The following is a 17,528-nucleotide window of genomic DNA, read 5'->3' as shown; positions in this document are numbered from 1 at the left end:
TTCCCGAAAGGGACTTTTACGCTCGTTGAAATTGTTATACTCAAAAATAGTAAATTTCCTACTACCCACTATCAACTAATCCCTAATCCCAAATGCCTATTCCCTACTACCAACCACCTACTACCCACTACCAACTACCAACTAACCCCTAATCCCAAATGCCTATTCCCTACTACCCACTACCTAACAACTAATCCCTAATCCCTAATCCCAAATACCTAGCAGCTACAAATCCGCAATAACACTCAAAATCCGTTTTGTCGCCTTGCCATCCCAAAGTTCCGGTACTTTGCCTTTTTTGTAATTACCATTTAAAATGGAATCGATGTGGGCTACTATTTTGTCTTTGTCGAGATTGAGCAGGGTGTTCGAGCCGATAGTGACGGTGCTGGGGCGTTCGGTATTGGGTCTTAGAGTGAGACAGGGTTTTTGTTTGAAGGTGGTTTCTTCCTGAATGCCGCCGCTATCGGTCAGCACCAAACTGCAATTGTGAATCAAGCTTTGGAAGCTGAAATAATCCAAGGCCTCCACAATGATCAACTGCTCCAACTGGTCAAAGCGTTCGGTCAATCCGAATTTAGCGATGTGCTTCCGTGTTCTGGGATGCATGGGGAACACAATTTTTTGCTCGCTTGGAAGATTCTCTAGTAAATCTGCCAAGGTTTTTAGTCCGTCTTCGTGATCGACGGTCGCTGGCCTGTGAATGGTCACGAGGATGAATCCGTTGGGTTTCAACTGATATTGGTCTAGGATAGGCTGTGCCGCGATTTCAGTTTCAAAAGCCACAAGAGTATCAATCATGGTATTGCCCACGAAGTGAACGCGCTCCTTGGGTTTGCCTTCGGCTACTAAATTATCAATCCCACTTTGCTCGGTCACAAAAAAGTGGTCGCTAATCTCATCTACCAGAATGCGGTTGATTTCTTCGGGCATGCTGCGGTCAAAACTACGCAGTCCGCTTTCCAGATGCGCCAAAGGAATGCCCAGCTTATTGGCGGTCAAAGCTGCTGCCAAAGTGGAGTTCACATCTCCCGGAACAATGAGCATGTCTGGCTTGAATTCTGAAATAACGCCTTCCAAACGCAGCATGATCTCGCCCATTTGGGTATTGGCGGATCCTTGGGAAATGTTGAGAAAATAATCGGGCCAAAGGTCCAACTGCTTGAAGAAATCATCGGCCATGGCCTTGTCAAAATGCTGACCGGTGTGCACGATCTTGATCTCAAATTGGTTTTCAAAATCACGTTCGGCAACGGTTTTGAACTGTGTGACTTTGATATAGTTGGGTCTGGTGCCTACGACCAGGAGTAGTTTTTTTTTCATTGTAATCATCCCATTAAAGCCTTCTCAACGTGATTTCGCACATATTATATAGTAAGATAGCTTCGGATTAGCTGTTCCATCTTCACAAAGATACTATTGCCGAAAAGTTGCGCAAGGGATATTTACGATTTGTTCTGGATTGCTTTGGTATTGGTGGGGCGTTAAAGATTGTGGACATTGCCTGCTGGGAGGTCTCGTGCGAGGTTGGGAGGCGGGAGATGAACTTGAATTTGAAATTGAATTTGAACTTGAACTTGAATTTGAACTTGAAGAGAAATCTGCGGCGATCTGCGTGATCTGCGGGAAATATGGAGTGGCAGATGTTTGTTTAGCCCGCAGATTTCGCGGATCTACGCGGAAGAAAGACGAAGACGAAGATGAAGATGAAGACGAAGACGAAGGCGAAGACGAAGATGAAGATGATCCCGATAGCTGTCGGGAGAACTTGAACTTGAACTTGAATTTGAACTTGAAGAGAAATCTGCGGCGATCTGCGTGATCTGCGGGAAATATGGAGTGGCAGATGTTTGTTTAGCCCGCAGATTTCGCGGATCTACGCGGAAGAAAGACGAAGACGAAGATGAAGACGAAGACGAAATTGAACTTGAACTTGAATTTGAATTTGAATTTGAACTCAGGATCGAATCTTGAACAGAAGCAGAGTCAAAACTTCAAAAATCGTTAATCGTCAATCGTTAATCTCCAATCTCCTGTTCGGTGTTTCTTTTCTAGTACGCAGCTATTATCTATATTTGATGTAAATTTACACCAAAAACGAACCATGAAAAGACAAAGCATTTCTTTCACAGCACCAAATGATGAATGGTTAAAGTCTCAAATAGACAGTAATGAATATTCAAGCAAGAGTGAACTCGTTAACGACTTAATTAGGCAGGCCAGAAAACAACAACGACAAATCGATTGGTTAAGAGTCAAACTCGAAAAAGCCGAAAAGAGCGGATTCACAAACGAGAGTAAAGCGCAGATCTTAGCTGCTTCCAAATCTTTATTGAATGGCTAATTACAAACTAAGTGTCGCGGCTAGGGAAGATTTGATAAGGATTCACCACTATGGCACTGACAAGTTTGGAATAACACAAGCGGATCAATATTTTGATTCATTTTTTGAATATTTTGAGGTCATTGCCAACAGTCCGTTCTCGTTCCAATCCGTTGATTTCGTAAAAGCGGGATATAGACGTTGTGTTTGTGGTGTTGATAGTATATATTATAAAATCAACGATGATAACATTGTTGAAATAATGGCCATAATCGGAAGACAGGATTTAAACAACATTTTGAAATATTAAAAATTCACAGTTGCCAACAAACTCGCGTTTAATCAATTGCTAGTTCTGGCCTTTTGCTTAAAATCCTCGTGCATTAGCAGGTTCTTTTATATTTGCTAAATTTTCTGCTTGTGACGCGCAACTAATGATATTTAACGGCGTTTGTAATGACGGTCACGAGGGGTTGAAGATGAAGATGAAGATGAAGATGAAGATGAAGATGAAGACGAAGATGATCCCGATAGCTATCGGGAGAACTTGAAGACGGAAGATGAAGACGAAGAGAGGTCTGCGAGGATCTGCGTGATCTGCGGGAAATATTTAGTGGCGGCTGTTTGTTTAGCCCGCAGATATCGCGGATCTACGCGGAAGAAAGACGAAGACGAAGATGAAGATGAAGATGAAGATGATCCCGATAGCTATCGGGAGAACTTGAACTTGAAATTGAAATTGAATTTGAATTTGAAATTGAATTTGAACTCAGGATCGAATCTTGAACAGAAGCAGAGTCAAAACTTCAAAAATCAAAAATCGTTAATCGTCAATCGTTAATCTCCTTCAATCTCCAATAAATTTTAAAACCGAAGACGAATCTAACACTTCGTCATTCGGTGTTCGACATTGGGTGTTGAAGATGAAGATGAAGATGAAGACGAAGATGATCCCGATAGCTATCGGGAGAACTTGAAATTGAATTTGAACATGAGCTCAAGATCGAATCTGAAACTGAAGCAGAATCAAAACTTCAAAAAATCAAAAATCGTTAATCGTTAATCGTCAATCGTTAATCTCCTTCAATCTCCAATAAATTTTAAAACCAAAGACGAATCTAATACTTCAAAATTCATCATTCGACATTGGGTGTTCGACATTCAAAATTCGGTGTTCGATCGTGATGACGGTCATGAGGGACTAAGGTAGCTATCGCACCACCCCAGGCCATAAGGAGTCACTTTTTTTTGCTGCATTTTTATTTAGAAGTTCTCACAAAAATACTATTGCCGCAAATTTGAGCAAGGGATAAGCGATTTTGTTTTGATTTTTCAGAAAAAGAGACTTAAAAAGCTTGATACATACGATTTAGATTACATAAATATACATCTCTTCGAATTTTGGTGTATATAATCTGGTTTATTCAAATATCCTTCTATATTTGTTTTACCAAAAATTGAACCCCCCCAAATTAAAACCTATTTACGTTATGAAAAACATTTACTCAGTAATCCTACTTTTTTTGATGGGACTCAATCTTTACGCGCAGACCAGTGTTGATACTGGCAGAACTACTTTAACAGCCTACACCTTTGACGGCACATGGTCACCCGGAGATCCCAATGGGATTAGCACAGGCGACGATGACATCTTTGTAACAAGCGGAAACGCAAGCATTACAGCCGATACCAGCATTGGCAACGTGACCGTTTCCCCTGGCGCAGCATTGACTGTGGATGCGGGTGCAACTTTAACCGCTTCCATGGTGAGTTTGGAATCAAACTCCGACTCCTATTCCAGCTTGATCTCAAGTGCAGGAAGCATTAATGGCGACATTGAATACAAACGTCACGTCAACGGAACCGTCGCTGCTGGAGTTACCACGGGCGGAAACGATTTGATTTCAGCACCACTCACGGGTCAAACTTTTGAAGATTTTCAGTTGGCAAATGACAATATAGTGAGCAACACCGGGGAAACTTTATTTCTCTTCGGCCCCTTAGATTCTAGTACTAATGTCTTAGGATTGTATAGCAACACAGAAACCGCAACCTTAGACCCTGGCGTAGGCTACAGAGCAGCAGCCGACGGCACAAATGGAGGCACGTTCACGTTTAACGGCGACCTTAACACCGGTGATGTCTCTGCGAACATCTTGAACTCGGGAACCAACGCCGTACAGTGGAATCTTATTGGAAATCCCTATCCAACGTATTTATCGGTGCAAGACTTTTTAAATCATGAAGTCGCTACGGGCGTCAAAAACATTGATTTAATGACTAGCACCTCCTCAGGTATCTACGGTTATAAAGGTGATCTCTCGACTGGATATACAATCTACAACCTCATCAATATTGATGAGACTACCCTCATTGCTCCAGGCCAAGGCTTTTACGTGTCTGCGGATGCGGCAGATGTTGCAGCCCATGACATCGTATTTACACCAGATATGAGAAGAACAGGTACTGGTGACGATTTTATTGAAGGACGATCTACCACTGTTGAAAATAAATACCTGCAACTTAGAATCTCAAACAGCAGCAAAACCTTTGATACCGAATTCTATTTTAGTGAAAACGCGAGTTTAGGTCTCGACCCAGGCTATGACGCTGCGTTGTTTGGCGATGCTGCTCCCGCATTTTCAATCTATTCTGAATTGGTTGAAGAAAATACCGGTCGTTTTATGGCCATTCAATGTATGGGAATGACAGATATGAATGACGTAAGCGTGCCTTTGGGCGTCAACGCAGCCATGGGGCAGCAAATTAGCTTCTCCATCAACCAGTCCACACTTCCTGCGTATATTGACGTGTATTTGGACGATACGCTTAACAATACCTATACCAAGCTAAACACTGGCAATTACACGCTTACATCAAGTACAGCGATTAATGGTACAGGTCGTTTTTTCCTGCGCTTTGCCAATAGCACCTTGGGTACAGCCGTGGCCACAGCACATACAGTTGAAGTGTATTCGGTTAAGGATAAGGTTATCATTAAAGGACGTCTCGATCAAAACAGCACATTCATGCTCTATGATATCCAAGGCCGCTTGATCATGGAAACAAAACTGAATCAAAATGCTACCAACCAATACATTGACGTGTCAAGCATGCCAAAAGGTACTTATATCGTGAAACTATCAAGTGCGACCTTACTGAAAACCCAGAAATTGATATTGAATTAATAGCGCATTACACCACTATTTTTAAAAGTGCCACTTCAAACGAAGTGGCACTTTTTCATTATAACGGTTATTCATGCCGAATAACTAAAAAAAAGCCCGATTTGTAAGGTTTAAAAAGCAAACAGATATATTTGTGTGATTATAGACATAAACCGCTAATTTCTAAATATATCATGAAAAAACTTTACATTTTATTAACCGCATTAATTCTTGGGAGTGTTTCCTATGGACAGGACGTTCTTACTGAAATTAATGTCAATAGTTCTTCCTCGAATAATCCTAGCACTACTGGCAATATCGCCAATGTCTCAAGTATAGGCTTGACCAGAGGTACCGGCGCTAGTTATGATTCCGGTGATGATTATGCAGTTGCAGGGTTGAACGCCCCAGACAATGCATCTGCCATAACCAATGACGATTATATTCAGTTCTCTATTTCGGCAAATGCTACTTATGAATTGGAGTTATCGCAACTGGAAATTAAATTGGGAAGAAGAGATACTGAAGGCCCCACTAGATTTAGAATTTACTCCAGTACAGATGGCTTTGCCACTGCTGGCACAGCTTTACTCAATTCTAATCCCAGTGAATTAAATGCTGATGGGTCAACTACCTTCCAAACTAAAGGGAGAAAGATTTTTTCCTACGACTTAAATCTGAATTCTGGCGTTGAGGGGACTGTGACGTTTAGGATGTACGCCTGGGGTGGCTCACCAAGTGATCCAAATAATGCCCTAATCAAGGTTTTTGCTAGTGCAAGCAGTCCTAATAATGAGCCTGCAAATTCAGGCAATGTTGTCTGGACCGATTACGTTAGCGGTGATGCGGGAGTTAGAATTACGGGCTCAGTAACTAGTGCTGAATCCAACATTGTTGCAACTGCATTTGATCCAACCGATAACATCGATTATACCGCTTATTCCGCAAGCTCGGGTCTAACTAATGCAAACGCCATAAAAATTGCTGAGTTTAGCATTCAAGATGGTGGCGATGATTTAAGCGATGCTGATCTCGTGGGAACAACGCTAACGAGCTTAGGTTTCAATATTCCTAACTTCAACAACCTTGCTGCCTTAGCCATTTTTGATGGCAGTACCAATGTTTCCGAAGTAAGTAGTGTCACAGCAAGCACTAATTTTTCAGCCATAAATTCTGGAGCTGGTATTACTGCAACTGATAATGCCGCAAAAACCTTTAGTGTTTATGCGACGTTTAAAAACACTGTAACCGATAATCAACAAATTCAATTAACAATTGAATCGGCTGCTGCACTTGCAAGTGGGTCGAATTTCGCGTCTCCAAATGCTGGAGCTGCTGCAACACCTGTTGTTGGTGACGATAACCGGATTGAGGTCATTGCAACGAACCTTATTTTTAACACCAATCCACCAAATTTCGTAGTAAATGCGGTCGTGGTACCTGCACCTTCCGTAAATGCGATTGATCCCAACGCTAATACCGATTTGGATTTTACTGGTGCTGTGGCCTTAACACCTTCTACTGCCGGCATTTTTGATCCTGGTGCAACCACTACAGTAAGTGCAGTTTCTGGGTTGGCAACTTTTAGCAATATTGGATTCGATACTATTGGCACTGGTTATACCTTGCAGGCTTCCTCTGGTAGTTTAACAGTAGCGACAAGTACGTCATTTAATATTTCTGCAGCGCCTGGTGACGGATTTATAATCAATGCCATCAATGATGAAAATATCATCAATTTTGACACCACAGTACCTGGTGTCAATAACGGTACATTTACAGGAACTGGAATCGTCAAAACACCTGCAAACGGCCAATTGGATTCTGATGCTTGGCAAACTTCTGGTATGTCCGACGGTCCTACAGGCTTCGCACTCAATTTCACAACAGGGGATTATGCAAGAGGCACTAGCACGGGAGCAGTGACTACTGGTGGTTTTTACAGTTTCGAAGTGGCACCTTCCAATTACGCATTGGGAGTTCAAGCTACTGATGATGATTTTACTCCAGGAACTGTGGTACTAAAGACAAAAAATAACACAGGCAGTACGGTAACCAAATTTATAGTGCAGTATAAAGTCTATGTCTATAATGATCAAAACAATAGCAACTCGTTAAATTTTGCGTACAGTAACAACAATACATCTTATACTGGTGTTACCGGACTAAATTTCACATCTCCATCAACCGCATCTACTACGCCTAGTTGGGAATTTGTGACAAGAACAGCGGTAATTGATGGTATAAACATTCCTAATGGAAGTTTCTTTTACTTAAGATGGAGAGGTAACGATGTATCTGGAACAGGAGCTCGCGATGAATTTGCAATTGATGATATCCAACTGAATTTCCAGCCTGTTACTTTAACAACCTATACTTATGATAACAGCATTTGGACGCCAGACGATCCAAGTGGGTCTATAAACCCATCTAACATTATTATTGTGCAGAATGGCAATGCCAATATTTCTGCCGATACCAATGCCGATTCGGTAAATATAGCAGCGGGCGCATCATTGACCGTAAACTCCAATGCGACATTAAATGCGACACAAACCACCTTAGAGTCTAGCTCTACTCTATTTTCAAGCTTGATTTTAGAGCAGGATGGTGCTGATATAGGGGCTATTTTGGGTGGCATTAGCTATGAGCGTTACACCAACGTTGTAGGCTCAGGAGCGGTTGGCACAGGAGGTAATGACTTACTCTCCTTACCATTGATGAGCCCTGGACAAACCTTTGCAGACTTCATTACTTTTGGAGATCCACAATCAAATGCTTCCGTATTACCAGATAACGGTATTTTTTACGCCTTTGGCCCATATAACAATGCTGCTCAAACCTATGTCAATTTTGGAATGACAGCTGCAACTCCACTTGAGCGCGGTAAAGGATACCGTGCTGCGAGCAAAGATGTTTCAAATAATCGTTTGACCTTCTCTGGAACAATTGAAACGGGATCAGTCTCCAGAACCATAAATACCCCAATTGGTGGTAATCAATGGAACCTGATTGGGAATCCATATCCAAGTTATGTGACTTCTACCGGAGCAAACTCCTTCTTGAATGCAGCCAACATAGCTGCTCTAGATCCTAGTGCCGCAGCCATATATGGTTATAACAATAACAATGGCCCCAGTATAGGAACCATTGGTAATTTCACAATCATCAACGGCGCCTCTAATGCTTCAGTGAATATTGCACCAGGGCAAGGTTTCTTTGTGGCTAACAATACAGCTGCAGGCACAAACAGTATTACATTCGATTATGATATGGCCACTACCACAGGTACCGATGATTTTATCTTAGGTAGAGATGCTACAGAATCTTACAATTTGAGACTCAAAGCTTCCAGTGGTGCAACAGATTTTGCGACTGAAATTTATTTCAACAGCAATTCAGGTTTGGGTCTAGACCCTGGTTATGATGCTGCTTTAATGAGTGCATTTGCGTCAAACTTCATGATCTACTCGCATTTGGTAGAAAATAATGAAGGTCGCAATATGGCGATCCAATCCTTAGGAACTGCTGCTGTTAATGAGGTCATCATTCCATTAGGTTTGAAAGCTTCACAAGGGCAGCAAGTGACTATTGGCATGGAACTCTCTAGTTTACCCGCCGATGTGCAAGTGTACCTGGAAGACAACCTCAACAATACGTTTACGCTGCTTAATACTGGTGATTATACCTTTACGGCAGATAGTGCTATTGATGGCACGGGTCGTTTCTTCTTGAGAACTTCAAACAGTACCTTAAGCACAACAGCAGTTGACGTTGCAGGTTTACAGATGTACACCAACAACGATACCTTATTTGTGAAAGGATTGCTCAATGCGAACACCGCAGTAAATCTTTACGATTTGCAAGGGCGTTTGGTATTGAACACGCAGTTGGATAAAGGCAGCAACAGTAATCAAGTGGATGTGTCTAACATGACCACCGGGGTTTACATTGTGACCCTTAGCAATGCCACACAACAGAAAACGCAGAAAGTGATTATTAAATAAGCACTTTAGTTTTATAGTTTATTCTGAAAAGCGCGTCATGAAAATGATGCGCTTTTTTTGTTTATCCCGACCATGCACCTGGTACTCAAAATTGACAACACAAGTATTTAAACGCGGAAAGCTATAGAGCGCTATTCGATCAAAAGGAGCAGTTGACTCTAAAAGCAATTCCAAAAGGGCGTGAGGTTTGTAAGGCTTAGACATGAGGCCTCTTTACCTGTTGGCAATGCGCATTCGGCCTAAACTCGTAACTCGGTCTAGCCATTACTGGAATTCCTTTCGCTGTGCAGCCGCTTGGAAAAACAGCTTACAAGGAGGTCAGCATTCCAATTGAGGTAAATACTGCCAAAGTGCCCATTTGAGTTTTGGTATTCATAAAGCCAGATTAGCAATTACGGTCAGCGTGAGTAAGCCGAATCTCAAAAACCGTATTGAGATCACTTTGTTATGCGGAAGTGTTTAGGTTGCACATCTTCAATATAACGAGCAACACAAATGACACAAGTGACACGAGTGACACGAGTGACTAACATAAATCTGTTTTTATTGGAATGCAATTGAAGCGCATTGCGTTTTAGTGCGCTTTTTTTGTTCTAGTGTCTCTATGATGTGGCTTACGAATTAAAGAAACCGCTTTATTCGTTTAGTTGTCAACACGAAAACGTTTGCGGAGTTCGTTTTTTAAAATAGCTATTATATTTGTGTTATTTTTTAAAAAAAATTTAAACTCATTTGATATGATACAAAAATACATGTTTCTCAAAAAACAAATCTTTTCAATTTTTGGCCTTTTAATAATTTTGTTATTTAGCGCAACGCTTCACTCTCAGCAGCAGGTATTTAGCAGAAGCAATGTATCTACTGGAAATTGGGGAGATGCACAGTTACCTTGGTTTTACCAGACATCTCATAATCAAGGGGATCCTGACAATGAGAATTCAACTGCTAACTTAATTAGAATTGGACATAATAGTAATCTCACAATGACTCTAAATGGAAGATCCTATAGAGCCAAAGAATTAGTATTTGAAGCAAATGCGAATCAAAGCAGAACATTTAATGGACTCGCCTTAGAATTACGTCATCAAAATGGAGGCCCCTCAAAAATACAAAATCAAAGTATTGCCGCACATACCTTTAATAATACCATAGAAATTTTTAATGGTACTGCAGAATTTAATCCAGTTGACGGCGATTTAATCTTTACAAGCGATATCTATACTAATAATAATTTTATCGACGTTTTTGGCAATAATAATAAAACTCTAAGATTATCTGGGAATTTGCAAGGCACTGGTGGCATTGCCCTCAAGCAAAATTCAATTGTTGAAATTGCTGGTGTAATGACCTATACTGGCGGTACTGCTGTGGAAGCTGGTACATTCAGAATTATGGATGGTGGTGATTTATCAGATGTTACGCCTGTGACTATTTCTCTTGGGGCAACATTTGATTTAAACAACCAAAGTATAACCGTAGGTTCAGTTTCAGAAACCGGCAGTTCGAATTCGGGCTCAATCTCTTTGGGCACTGGAACTTTAACTCTTAATGGTTGGACTGGGAATCGGTTTCAAAGCAATATTTCAGGTTCAGGAAGCCTTGTAAAAAACGGGATTGGGACTTTGAGCCTTTTTGGAACTCAAGACTATACTGGCACTACTAGTATAAATGGTGGTGTATTTAGTTCAAGTGTAGATTTAGCTTCTTCACAAATTATTGTAAATGAAACGGCTAGTTTTAGTCTTACTGGTACGGAGGACATCTCAGTGAATAGTTTAACCTTAAATTCTGGCGGCACGCTTACCATTCCAACAGGACGAATATTAACTGTAAATGGTACCCTCACAGTTGATGCAGGTGCCACTATTGATACAGAAGGTTCTATAACTTATGGGCCAAATGGCAAATTGGCAATAACAGGAACTACTGATATTGCAACTACCGACGCTATTTTCCCAACCATTAATGGACCGCAAGACTTTGAAGTTGACCACACTGGTACAGTAACGCTACACGCTACTCGCCTCTTGGCTGGAGAAATTTTGGTAACTAACGGAACTTTAAGTGTTACAGAGGGTGTTGGTATTACAGCAGCTAGTTTGAATACCACTACAAATGGCACAGTTAGTCTTGAGTCTACAAGCACTATGTATTCTAGTCTTATCGTAAACAACGTTTCTGGAAGTGGAACTATTACCTACAACAGATTTGTAAATTCAAATACCAATGGAAATGATTTAGTGTCTGCTCCGGTATCTGGTCAAACGTGGGGGAGCTTTTTAACTGCCAATGGTACAGCGCTTTTAGATGATGGCGAAACGGAACCTACTGCATATGCCTTTGCGCCCTTTGATAAAAGCACTGGAGATTTTGAAAACTATACTAATGCGACAACTGCATCGCTAGAAAGCGGCACAGGCTATAGAGCAGCTACCACCGATGCTGGCACTACTCTAGCCTTTACGGGAACTATTTCTACTGGAACTGAGACTACAGCTATTGTAAACTCTGGCCCTTTTTCTGCCCCATGGAATTTGATTGGAAATCCCTTTCCATCATACTTAAACGTCCGAGCCTTCTTAAACAATAGTGCCAATGCAGCGTTATTAGACGTAACTAATGTTGGTATTTACGGTTACGATGGTGATGCGTCTAACGGCTGGACCATTCTCAACCTTTCTAACACTGATGATTCGGCAGTTATTACTCCTGGCCAAGGATTTTTCGTCGCTGCTGAAAGTGATGGTACTATTGAATTCACTCCAGCTATGAGAAGAATTGGCAGCTCTGATGACTTTATATCAGGTAGAAATGCAGAACTTACCTATCTCAAGCTTCAATTAAGTACAGCTACATCCAACTACAAGACTGATTTTTATTTCAATACCAATGCTTCACTAGGCCTTGACGCTGGATATGATGCAGGAGTTTGGGGTGGATCTGCCCCAAGTTTCGCACTCTATTCGCATTTGGTACAGAGCAATACTGGAGTGCCCATGGCTTTACAAGCATTGAGTCCTACAAGCTTGAGTGATGTAACCGTTCCCTTGGGTGTCAATGCCAATCAAGGAGAACAACTAACTTTCAGTATTTCGGCTAGTACCTTACCCGCATCTGTTAATGTGTATTTGGATGATACGCTTGCTAACCTAACCACAATACTCAACAATTCAGATTATGTGATTACGCCAACAACAGCCTTATCAGGCACTGGCCGTTTCTTTTTGAGATATGCCGAGAACAGCTTATCCGCAGCAACGAATAGCCTGAATACTATAGCGCTCTATGTTGCCCAACCCACACGTGAATTGGTTTTCAATGGCAACTTTGTCAGGGCCACCATAGCCGATGTGTATGATCTACAAGGCAGATTGGTTGCCTCGCAGGCTTTAGAGCAAAATTTGGCACAGCAGCGTATGGATGTATCGGGTTTAAGTTCAGGCATCTATATTGTGAAATTGAACTCTAAGCAGTTCAGCCGAAGTGAAAAAATGATCTTAAGATAGGAAGTTGAAGAAGGTTCAACAAGTTTACATTAAAACGCATGCGTCATTTAGACCGTGCGTTTTGTTTTTTTCGGAAGGTTTATTAAACTCCATCAGCACATTTGCTAGCAGAATGACTGAAATTATGTACCCATTAAAAGTACCAAAATCCGACGAAGTAAAACCAAGTAACCGATTAACAATATGAATCTGCCTTCCATCGAAAAATTTTAAAGACTTCGGGATTAATGTATAGATTCGCAGTGGATTACTTTTAGAAGAGTACCACTCAACATCTATTACTTTAACCTAAACCTACCAATTATGAAAAAAATTACTTACTTCGTATTGCTACTGATCACGACCTCACTTTTTGCCCAAAATGCAGCACAAGATGCCGCGGCGATTACCAATTTCAAACTTAAACTAAGCAATGAAACCCAAGACTATCTTACCGATATTTATTTTTCGGAATATTCAAGCTTAGGATTGGATCCTGGATATGATGCTGCATTTTTTGGAAGTCCTACTACAGGGTTTTCCCTTTATACGCAATTGGTAGAAAGTAATGAAGGCATTCCTTTTACCATTCAAGCGGTTGGAGAGACCGATTATAACGATGTCACAATTCCGCTTGGCGTGAACGCGGAGTTAGGTGTCGAAGTTCGATTCAGCATCCAGACCTCCTCCATCCCAGAAACAGTGGCCGTTTATTTGGATGATACTGTTGCGAACACCTCGACGCTTTTAACGGAAACTGATTATGTGTTGACACCAAGTAGCGACCTTATGGGAGTTGGCAGATTCTATCTGCGTTTTGTGGGCGAAAATTTAGCCACTACCCACCGTTCATTTTCCGATCTGAGCATTATCATGGCCAACAATACTAAAGAGCTCATCATCAAAGGGCAACTCAAAGCAGCAACAGTATGCACCGTTTTTGACATAAATGGAAGGCTTATTTCGAAATATGCTTTGGACATACATCAAAATGAAAACAGATTGTCCCTCCAAACTATGAATGCAGGTGTCTACATCATTAAAATTAAAGACCAAAAACAAGAAAACGCGATGAAAGTAATAATTGATTAGTTTCAGTTAAATTATATCCCGTTTCGCTTTTATATTGAATTTATTGTAAGTATTTTTGACTCAACATATTGATGAACAATGAAAATAAAAACTACACAAGATCAAATAACCCGTAAGGAGGCCATGAAAAAGATGGGCAAATATGCTGCGCTTACGGCTGTAGGGACTTTCTTAATTCTTAGCCCTAGCCAGGCACATGCCGCTTCTCCAGGTGTTCCAGATCCAGGAGGAAATCCTTTTGGTTAATTACTAATTCGCATTTTGAACACGGATTTATCTCCGAAACATATAAAGAGCATTGACCAAAGTACTATACTTTGGTTTCAATGCTCTAATCATTTTACCATAGTGTCTCCCGCAAATTACGAACTCATAAACAGGTTCTTAAACGCCAAAACGCCAGCCCATTTTTTGAGGTCGCTTCAAGAGGAGCTTGGCTTTGAACAGGCTGAGGCTGCAGAGTTACACAAGGAATTGGAAGCTTTTCTTAAAGCTGCAAATAGCAATGCCACAACTAAAATTGACAGAGCTATTGCTGAAGATATTAATCCGCCAGAACAGAGCATCGCCATCCATTACCACTTCGGAAATTTGGGCGTCCAAGTCAATTACGGTTCGGAGAAGATCAAAGGTCTTTTTCATCCGCAGTTGGCACATTTTAGTTCCAATACTTCGGAAGCTGTCGGAATGATTTTGGATATCTTCCAAGTAGACAAACTGCTATACCTATTTAAGAACAAGACACCGGCCTATGCCTATGATACCATAAGCTATCATTTTATCCAAGGGGCGTTTTCTTTAGAATTGACCAATTACATTCACAATAAGACCGCTTCCAATTGGTTGGCTAGTTTTCACGCCTCCACCATCTGCAACGATCAGGAAGCCATAATGCTTGTAGGCGAGTCTGGAAACGGAAAAAGTACGCTTTCAGCATTGCTCACGGCTCATGGCATGGATTTATTGGCAGACGATTTCACACCCATGTACGCCGATGATTTGATGTTATACAGATATCCCAATGCGGTTTCGATTAAGGCAGGTGCTTTTGATATGATGGCTAAAACCGTGAGAAACTTCGAAACGCTTGAAACGCATTTCAAAGATGCAAAACAAACGAATGTAAAGTACTTGCCTTCCGCAGTGGATTATGCATCCGCTGTAAAAGCCTTACCCTGCAAAACCATTGTATATGTGAAGTACAGTAAGGATGGCGACTCCAACTTAAAAAAGGCTTCCGCAGAAAAAATTCTAGCGACGCTCATCCCAGATTCTTGGATCTCACCACAGCCAGAACACGCTAAATTATTTCTGGACTGGCTGGAGCAGGTCAGATTTTACGAACTGAATTATTCCGATAACGACTTTGCGATTTCCGCATTTAAAACTTTGTTCGATGCCGCAGCAGCAGATTAGACTTTAGTATCTTCGTCCTTCAAAACCACAACTTGACTACCAACGCAACATCCAATAAAGACACCCTGCAATTAATTGTGGACATCCTGCGTTTTGATGCTCATGAAAGTCAGTTAAAACTCAGGCTGACGCAAGCTAAAGATACTGACTGGGATCAGCTGGTAAGCATCGCCAGTGGACATCTTGTTCTTACAGCCGTGTATTGCAGATTAGAACAGAAGCAGCTTTTAGAAGCGCTGCCAAAAGATCTGATCACTTACCTCAGGGAACTCACTAATATCAATAGGGCACGGAATCAGGGCTTGATAAGCGAAGCCCAGCTTGTCGCCAACATTTTAGAGCGCAATGGGATTGAATATGCGTTTATAAAGGGAATGGGATTGCTGCTTTCCAATTGTTACCAAGATCTTGGCGAACGCATGATTGGCGATTTTGACATTTTGGTACCTGAGAAAGACATCGACTTTGCATTTCAGCTTTTAATCGATAACGGCTACGATCAATTGATTGGCTTCAACTATGAAAACACGGGTTTTAGACATTTAGACCGGCAAGTGAATCCTGAGCGTCTCGCGGCAATTGAATTACACCGAGACGTATTAATATCGGGTCATCGAGAATTATTGGACTTGAGCGCCATAATACAAGATAAAAGATTTGAAAATGGTACTTTCGTCGCTAGTAAAAAGCATCTTGGACAGATCAACATATTGACGACGCAGCTGAATGATGATAGTTTTTATTTCAACCGTCTAAATTTCAAAAACGTCTACGACAGCTTAGTGCTTTGGAAGAACAAGGATTTTAGTGATGTTAAAGAATTCAAAAGCAACCCTTACATTTCTAGGTATTTAAGCCTATTGCAAGTTTGGAATCTGAAAACTGGATTTCATGAAAATGCTTGGTTGGATCGATTTCACACTCAGTTTTATCAATTTAAAATCAATAGAAAACCCTTAGAAGTAGCCGAATATAGGGTTAAAGTGATTATTTTAGACGTATCAAGACGCTTAAAACTATTCATCACGAATACGAGTTATCGCAAACACATACTAAAAAATAAAATCTTTAGTAAAAGTTAGTAAGATTTTATTTTATAATTTAACATAATTGGCTATTTTTGAACAAATTTAAGATATGAAGAAATTACTATTTATTGCTGCTGTGCTAATTGGCACTTTATCTTATGGTCAATCACAAACCAAGCAATCGTATAGAAACAGTCAAGGTGAGTGGATCTTAAGTGTTGGCGTGAATGCATTAGGAAATCTTGGTACAAGAAACCCAGTTGAAAAATTGGATGAATTTAAATTAAAAAACCCTTTGGCACTCGCTATAGAGCACAGATGGACCAAATATCTTTCCATAGAACAAGACGTGAGCTTTAACGGCTATGATAAAGGCGAATTTCTAGATAACGGTTTCCTCGAGGATGACGTACTCTATTTTAGCACCAATACCTCCCTAAAATTTTACTTTTCCGATTATTTATATGATGCAGAATGGGTTGATCTTTACGCTTCTGGTGGCGTAGGCATCTTTACAATTGATGAATTGAACACCTCTGCCAATGTCTCTTTTGGCGCTTTATTTTGGTTAAATCGTAATAGAACCATCGGCATTAGATTTCAAGGTACTGGAAAATTTGCTTTCAATCACCCAGACAAACAATTTGACAACAACCATTGGATGTATTTTGCCCAAGCTGTGTTCAGACTGTAACTCAGGTAACGCAATACGTACTAATTAAAAATTATATAAAAAGCTCTAGAAATTTCTAGAGCTTTTTTGTTTTATGGTATTGACAAGAATCATCAAACTGCTACACGTGATGGTTTGCAATCCTTTGAATGTTTTGTCATCGCGGGAAAATAACCGTGAACATCAGTCTAATCCCCGCTAGCGCGAGCGCAATGTCATTAAGTTAAGGTCATTCAAACTCCATCTTTCTGATTTTTGGTTATTTTAGGTTTTATTCTTGATCGATATTTATCAGGATTTCTTTCAGATTTTCGATTGGTCCTAATGGGAACCAAAT

General features: G+C 40.8%; 13 protein-coding genes. 12 read left to right on the top strand and 1 reads right to left on the bottom strand.

Features of this window, described 5'->3' with window-relative positions; all coding sequences use genetic code 11:
• Nucleotides 1-225: 225 nt before the first annotated feature.
• Nucleotides 226-1,323 (bottom strand): non-hydrolyzing UDP-N-acetylglucosamine 2-epimerase, encoded by a 1,098-nt coding sequence (gene wecB, locus ESY88_RS18480; RefSeq protein ID WP_189702653.1) that lies wholly within the window; start codon nt 1,321-1,323, stop codon nt 226-228.
• Between the two features lie 139 nt (nt 1,324-1,462).
• Between wecB and ESY88_RS21550 the strand changes: the two genes are divergently transcribed.
• From ESY88_RS21550 to ESY88_RS18425, 12 genes are all read left to right on the top strand, one after another.
• Nucleotides 1,463-1,822: a hypothetical protein gene (locus tag ESY88_RS21550; RefSeq protein WP_223270889.1), complete on the top strand. Its 360-nt coding sequence runs from the start codon at nt 1,463-1,465 to the stop codon at nt 1,820-1,822.
• A gap of 282 nt (nt 1,823-2,104) precedes the next feature.
• Nucleotides 2,105-2,344: a ribbon-helix-helix domain-containing protein gene (locus ESY88_RS18470; protein ID WP_147086400.1), complete on the top strand. Its 240-nt coding sequence runs from the start codon at nt 2,105-2,107 to the stop codon at nt 2,342-2,344.
• The gene (locus ESY88_RS18465) at nt 2,337-2,633 is read left to right on the top strand and encodes a type II toxin-antitoxin system RelE/ParE family toxin (RefSeq protein WP_147086399.1); all 297 of its coding nucleotides are present in this window, start codon (nt 2,337-2,339) and stop codon (nt 2,631-2,633) included. The genes ESY88_RS18470 and ESY88_RS18465 overlap by 8 nt, the downstream gene beginning before the upstream one ends.
• Before the next feature lie 237 nt (nt 2,634-2,870).
• Nucleotides 2,871-3,164 (top strand): hypothetical protein, encoded by a 294-nt coding sequence (locus tag ESY88_RS18460; RefSeq protein ID WP_147086398.1) that lies wholly within the window; start codon nt 2,871-2,873, stop codon nt 3,162-3,164.
• Nucleotides 3,165-3,813: 649 nt separating this feature from the next.
• The gene (locus ESY88_RS18455; protein WP_147086397.1) at nt 3,814-5,511 is read left to right on the top strand and encodes a T9SS type A sorting domain-containing protein; all 1,698 of its coding nucleotides are present in this window, start codon (nt 3,814-3,816) and stop codon (nt 5,509-5,511) included.
• Nucleotides 5,512-5,684: 173 nt separating this feature from the next.
• On the top strand, nt 5,685-9,497 hold the full coding sequence (locus tag ESY88_RS18450) for a beta strand repeat-containing protein (protein WP_147086396.1): 3,813 nt from the start codon (nt 5,685-5,687) through the stop codon (nt 9,495-9,497).
• A 737-nt stretch (nt 9,498-10,234) separates the two neighbouring features.
• Nucleotides 10,235-13,003 (top strand): beta strand repeat-containing protein, encoded by a 2,769-nt coding sequence (locus tag ESY88_RS18445; RefSeq protein ID WP_147086395.1) that lies wholly within the window; start codon nt 10,235-10,237, stop codon nt 13,001-13,003.
• 303 nt (nt 13,004-13,306) lie between these two features.
• Nucleotides 13,307-14,074: a T9SS type A sorting domain-containing protein gene (locus tag ESY88_RS18440; protein WP_147086394.1), complete on the top strand. Its 768-nt coding sequence runs from the start codon at nt 13,307-13,309 to the stop codon at nt 14,072-14,074.
• A gap of 78 nt (nt 14,075-14,152) precedes the next feature.
• On the top strand, nt 14,153-14,320 hold the full coding sequence (locus tag ESY88_RS21195; RefSeq protein WP_189702652.1) for a hypothetical protein: 168 nt from the start codon (nt 14,153-14,155) through the stop codon (nt 14,318-14,320).
• Nucleotides 14,321-14,335: 15 nt separating this feature from the next.
• Complete coding sequence (locus tag ESY88_RS18435; protein ID WP_147086393.1) at nt 14,336-15,490, top strand: phosphoenolpyruvate carboxykinase (ATP); 1,155 nt, start codon at nt 14,336-14,338, stop codon at nt 15,488-15,490.
• Between the two features lie 32 nt (nt 15,491-15,522).
• Nucleotides 15,523-16,572 carry a nucleotidyltransferase family protein gene (locus tag ESY88_RS18430; protein ID WP_189702651.1) on the top strand — a complete coding sequence of 350 codons (1,050 nt, stop codon included), beginning with the start codon at nt 15,523-15,525 and terminating at the stop codon, nt 16,570-16,572.
• A gap of 55 nt (nt 16,573-16,627) precedes the next feature.
• Nucleotides 16,628-17,212, top strand: coding sequence for a hypothetical protein (locus tag ESY88_RS18425; RefSeq protein ID WP_147086391.1), 585 nt, complete (start codon nt 16,628-16,630; stop codon nt 17,210-17,212).
• Nucleotides 17,213-17,528: the final 316 nt, after the last annotated feature.

It is taken from the genome of Subsaximicrobium wynnwilliamsii (assembly GCF_007997225.1).
GTDB lineage: Bacteria > Bacteroidota > Bacteroidia > Flavobacteriales > Flavobacteriaceae > Psychroserpens > Psychroserpens wynnwilliamsii.
This window is presented reverse-complemented; position numbering and strand designations above follow the sequence as displayed.

Coding starts and splice junctions, on each gene's coding strand:
- ESY88_RS18470 (WP_147086400.1), top strand. CDS start 2,105: ATGAAAAGACAAAGCATTTCTTTCACAGCACCAAATGATGAATGGTTA.
- ESY88_RS18425 (WP_147086391.1), top strand. CDS start 16,628: ATGAAGAAATTACTATTTATTGCTGCTGTGCTAATTGGCACTTTATCT.
- ESY88_RS18440 (WP_147086394.1), top strand. CDS start 13,307: ATGAAAAAAATTACTTACTTCGTATTGCTACTGATCACGACCTCACTT.
- wecB (WP_189702653.1), bottom strand. CDS start 1,323: ATGAAAAAAAAACTACTCCTGGTCGTAGGCACCAGACCCAACTATATC.
- ESY88_RS18450 (WP_147086396.1), top strand. CDS start 5,685: ATGAAAAAACTTTACATTTTATTAACCGCATTAATTCTTGGGAGTGTT.
- ESY88_RS18445 (WP_147086395.1), top strand. CDS start 10,235: ATGATACAAAAATACATGTTTCTCAAAAAACAAATCTTTTCAATTTTT.
- ESY88_RS18455 (WP_147086397.1), top strand. CDS start 3,814: ATGAAAAACATTTACTCAGTAATCCTACTTTTTTTGATGGGACTCAAT.
- ESY88_RS21195 (WP_189702652.1), top strand. CDS start 14,153: ATGAAAATAAAAACTACACAAGATCAAATAACCCGTAAGGAGGCCATG.
- ESY88_RS18465 (WP_147086399.1), top strand. CDS start 2,337: ATGGCTAATTACAAACTAAGTGTCGCGGCTAGGGAAGATTTGATAAGG.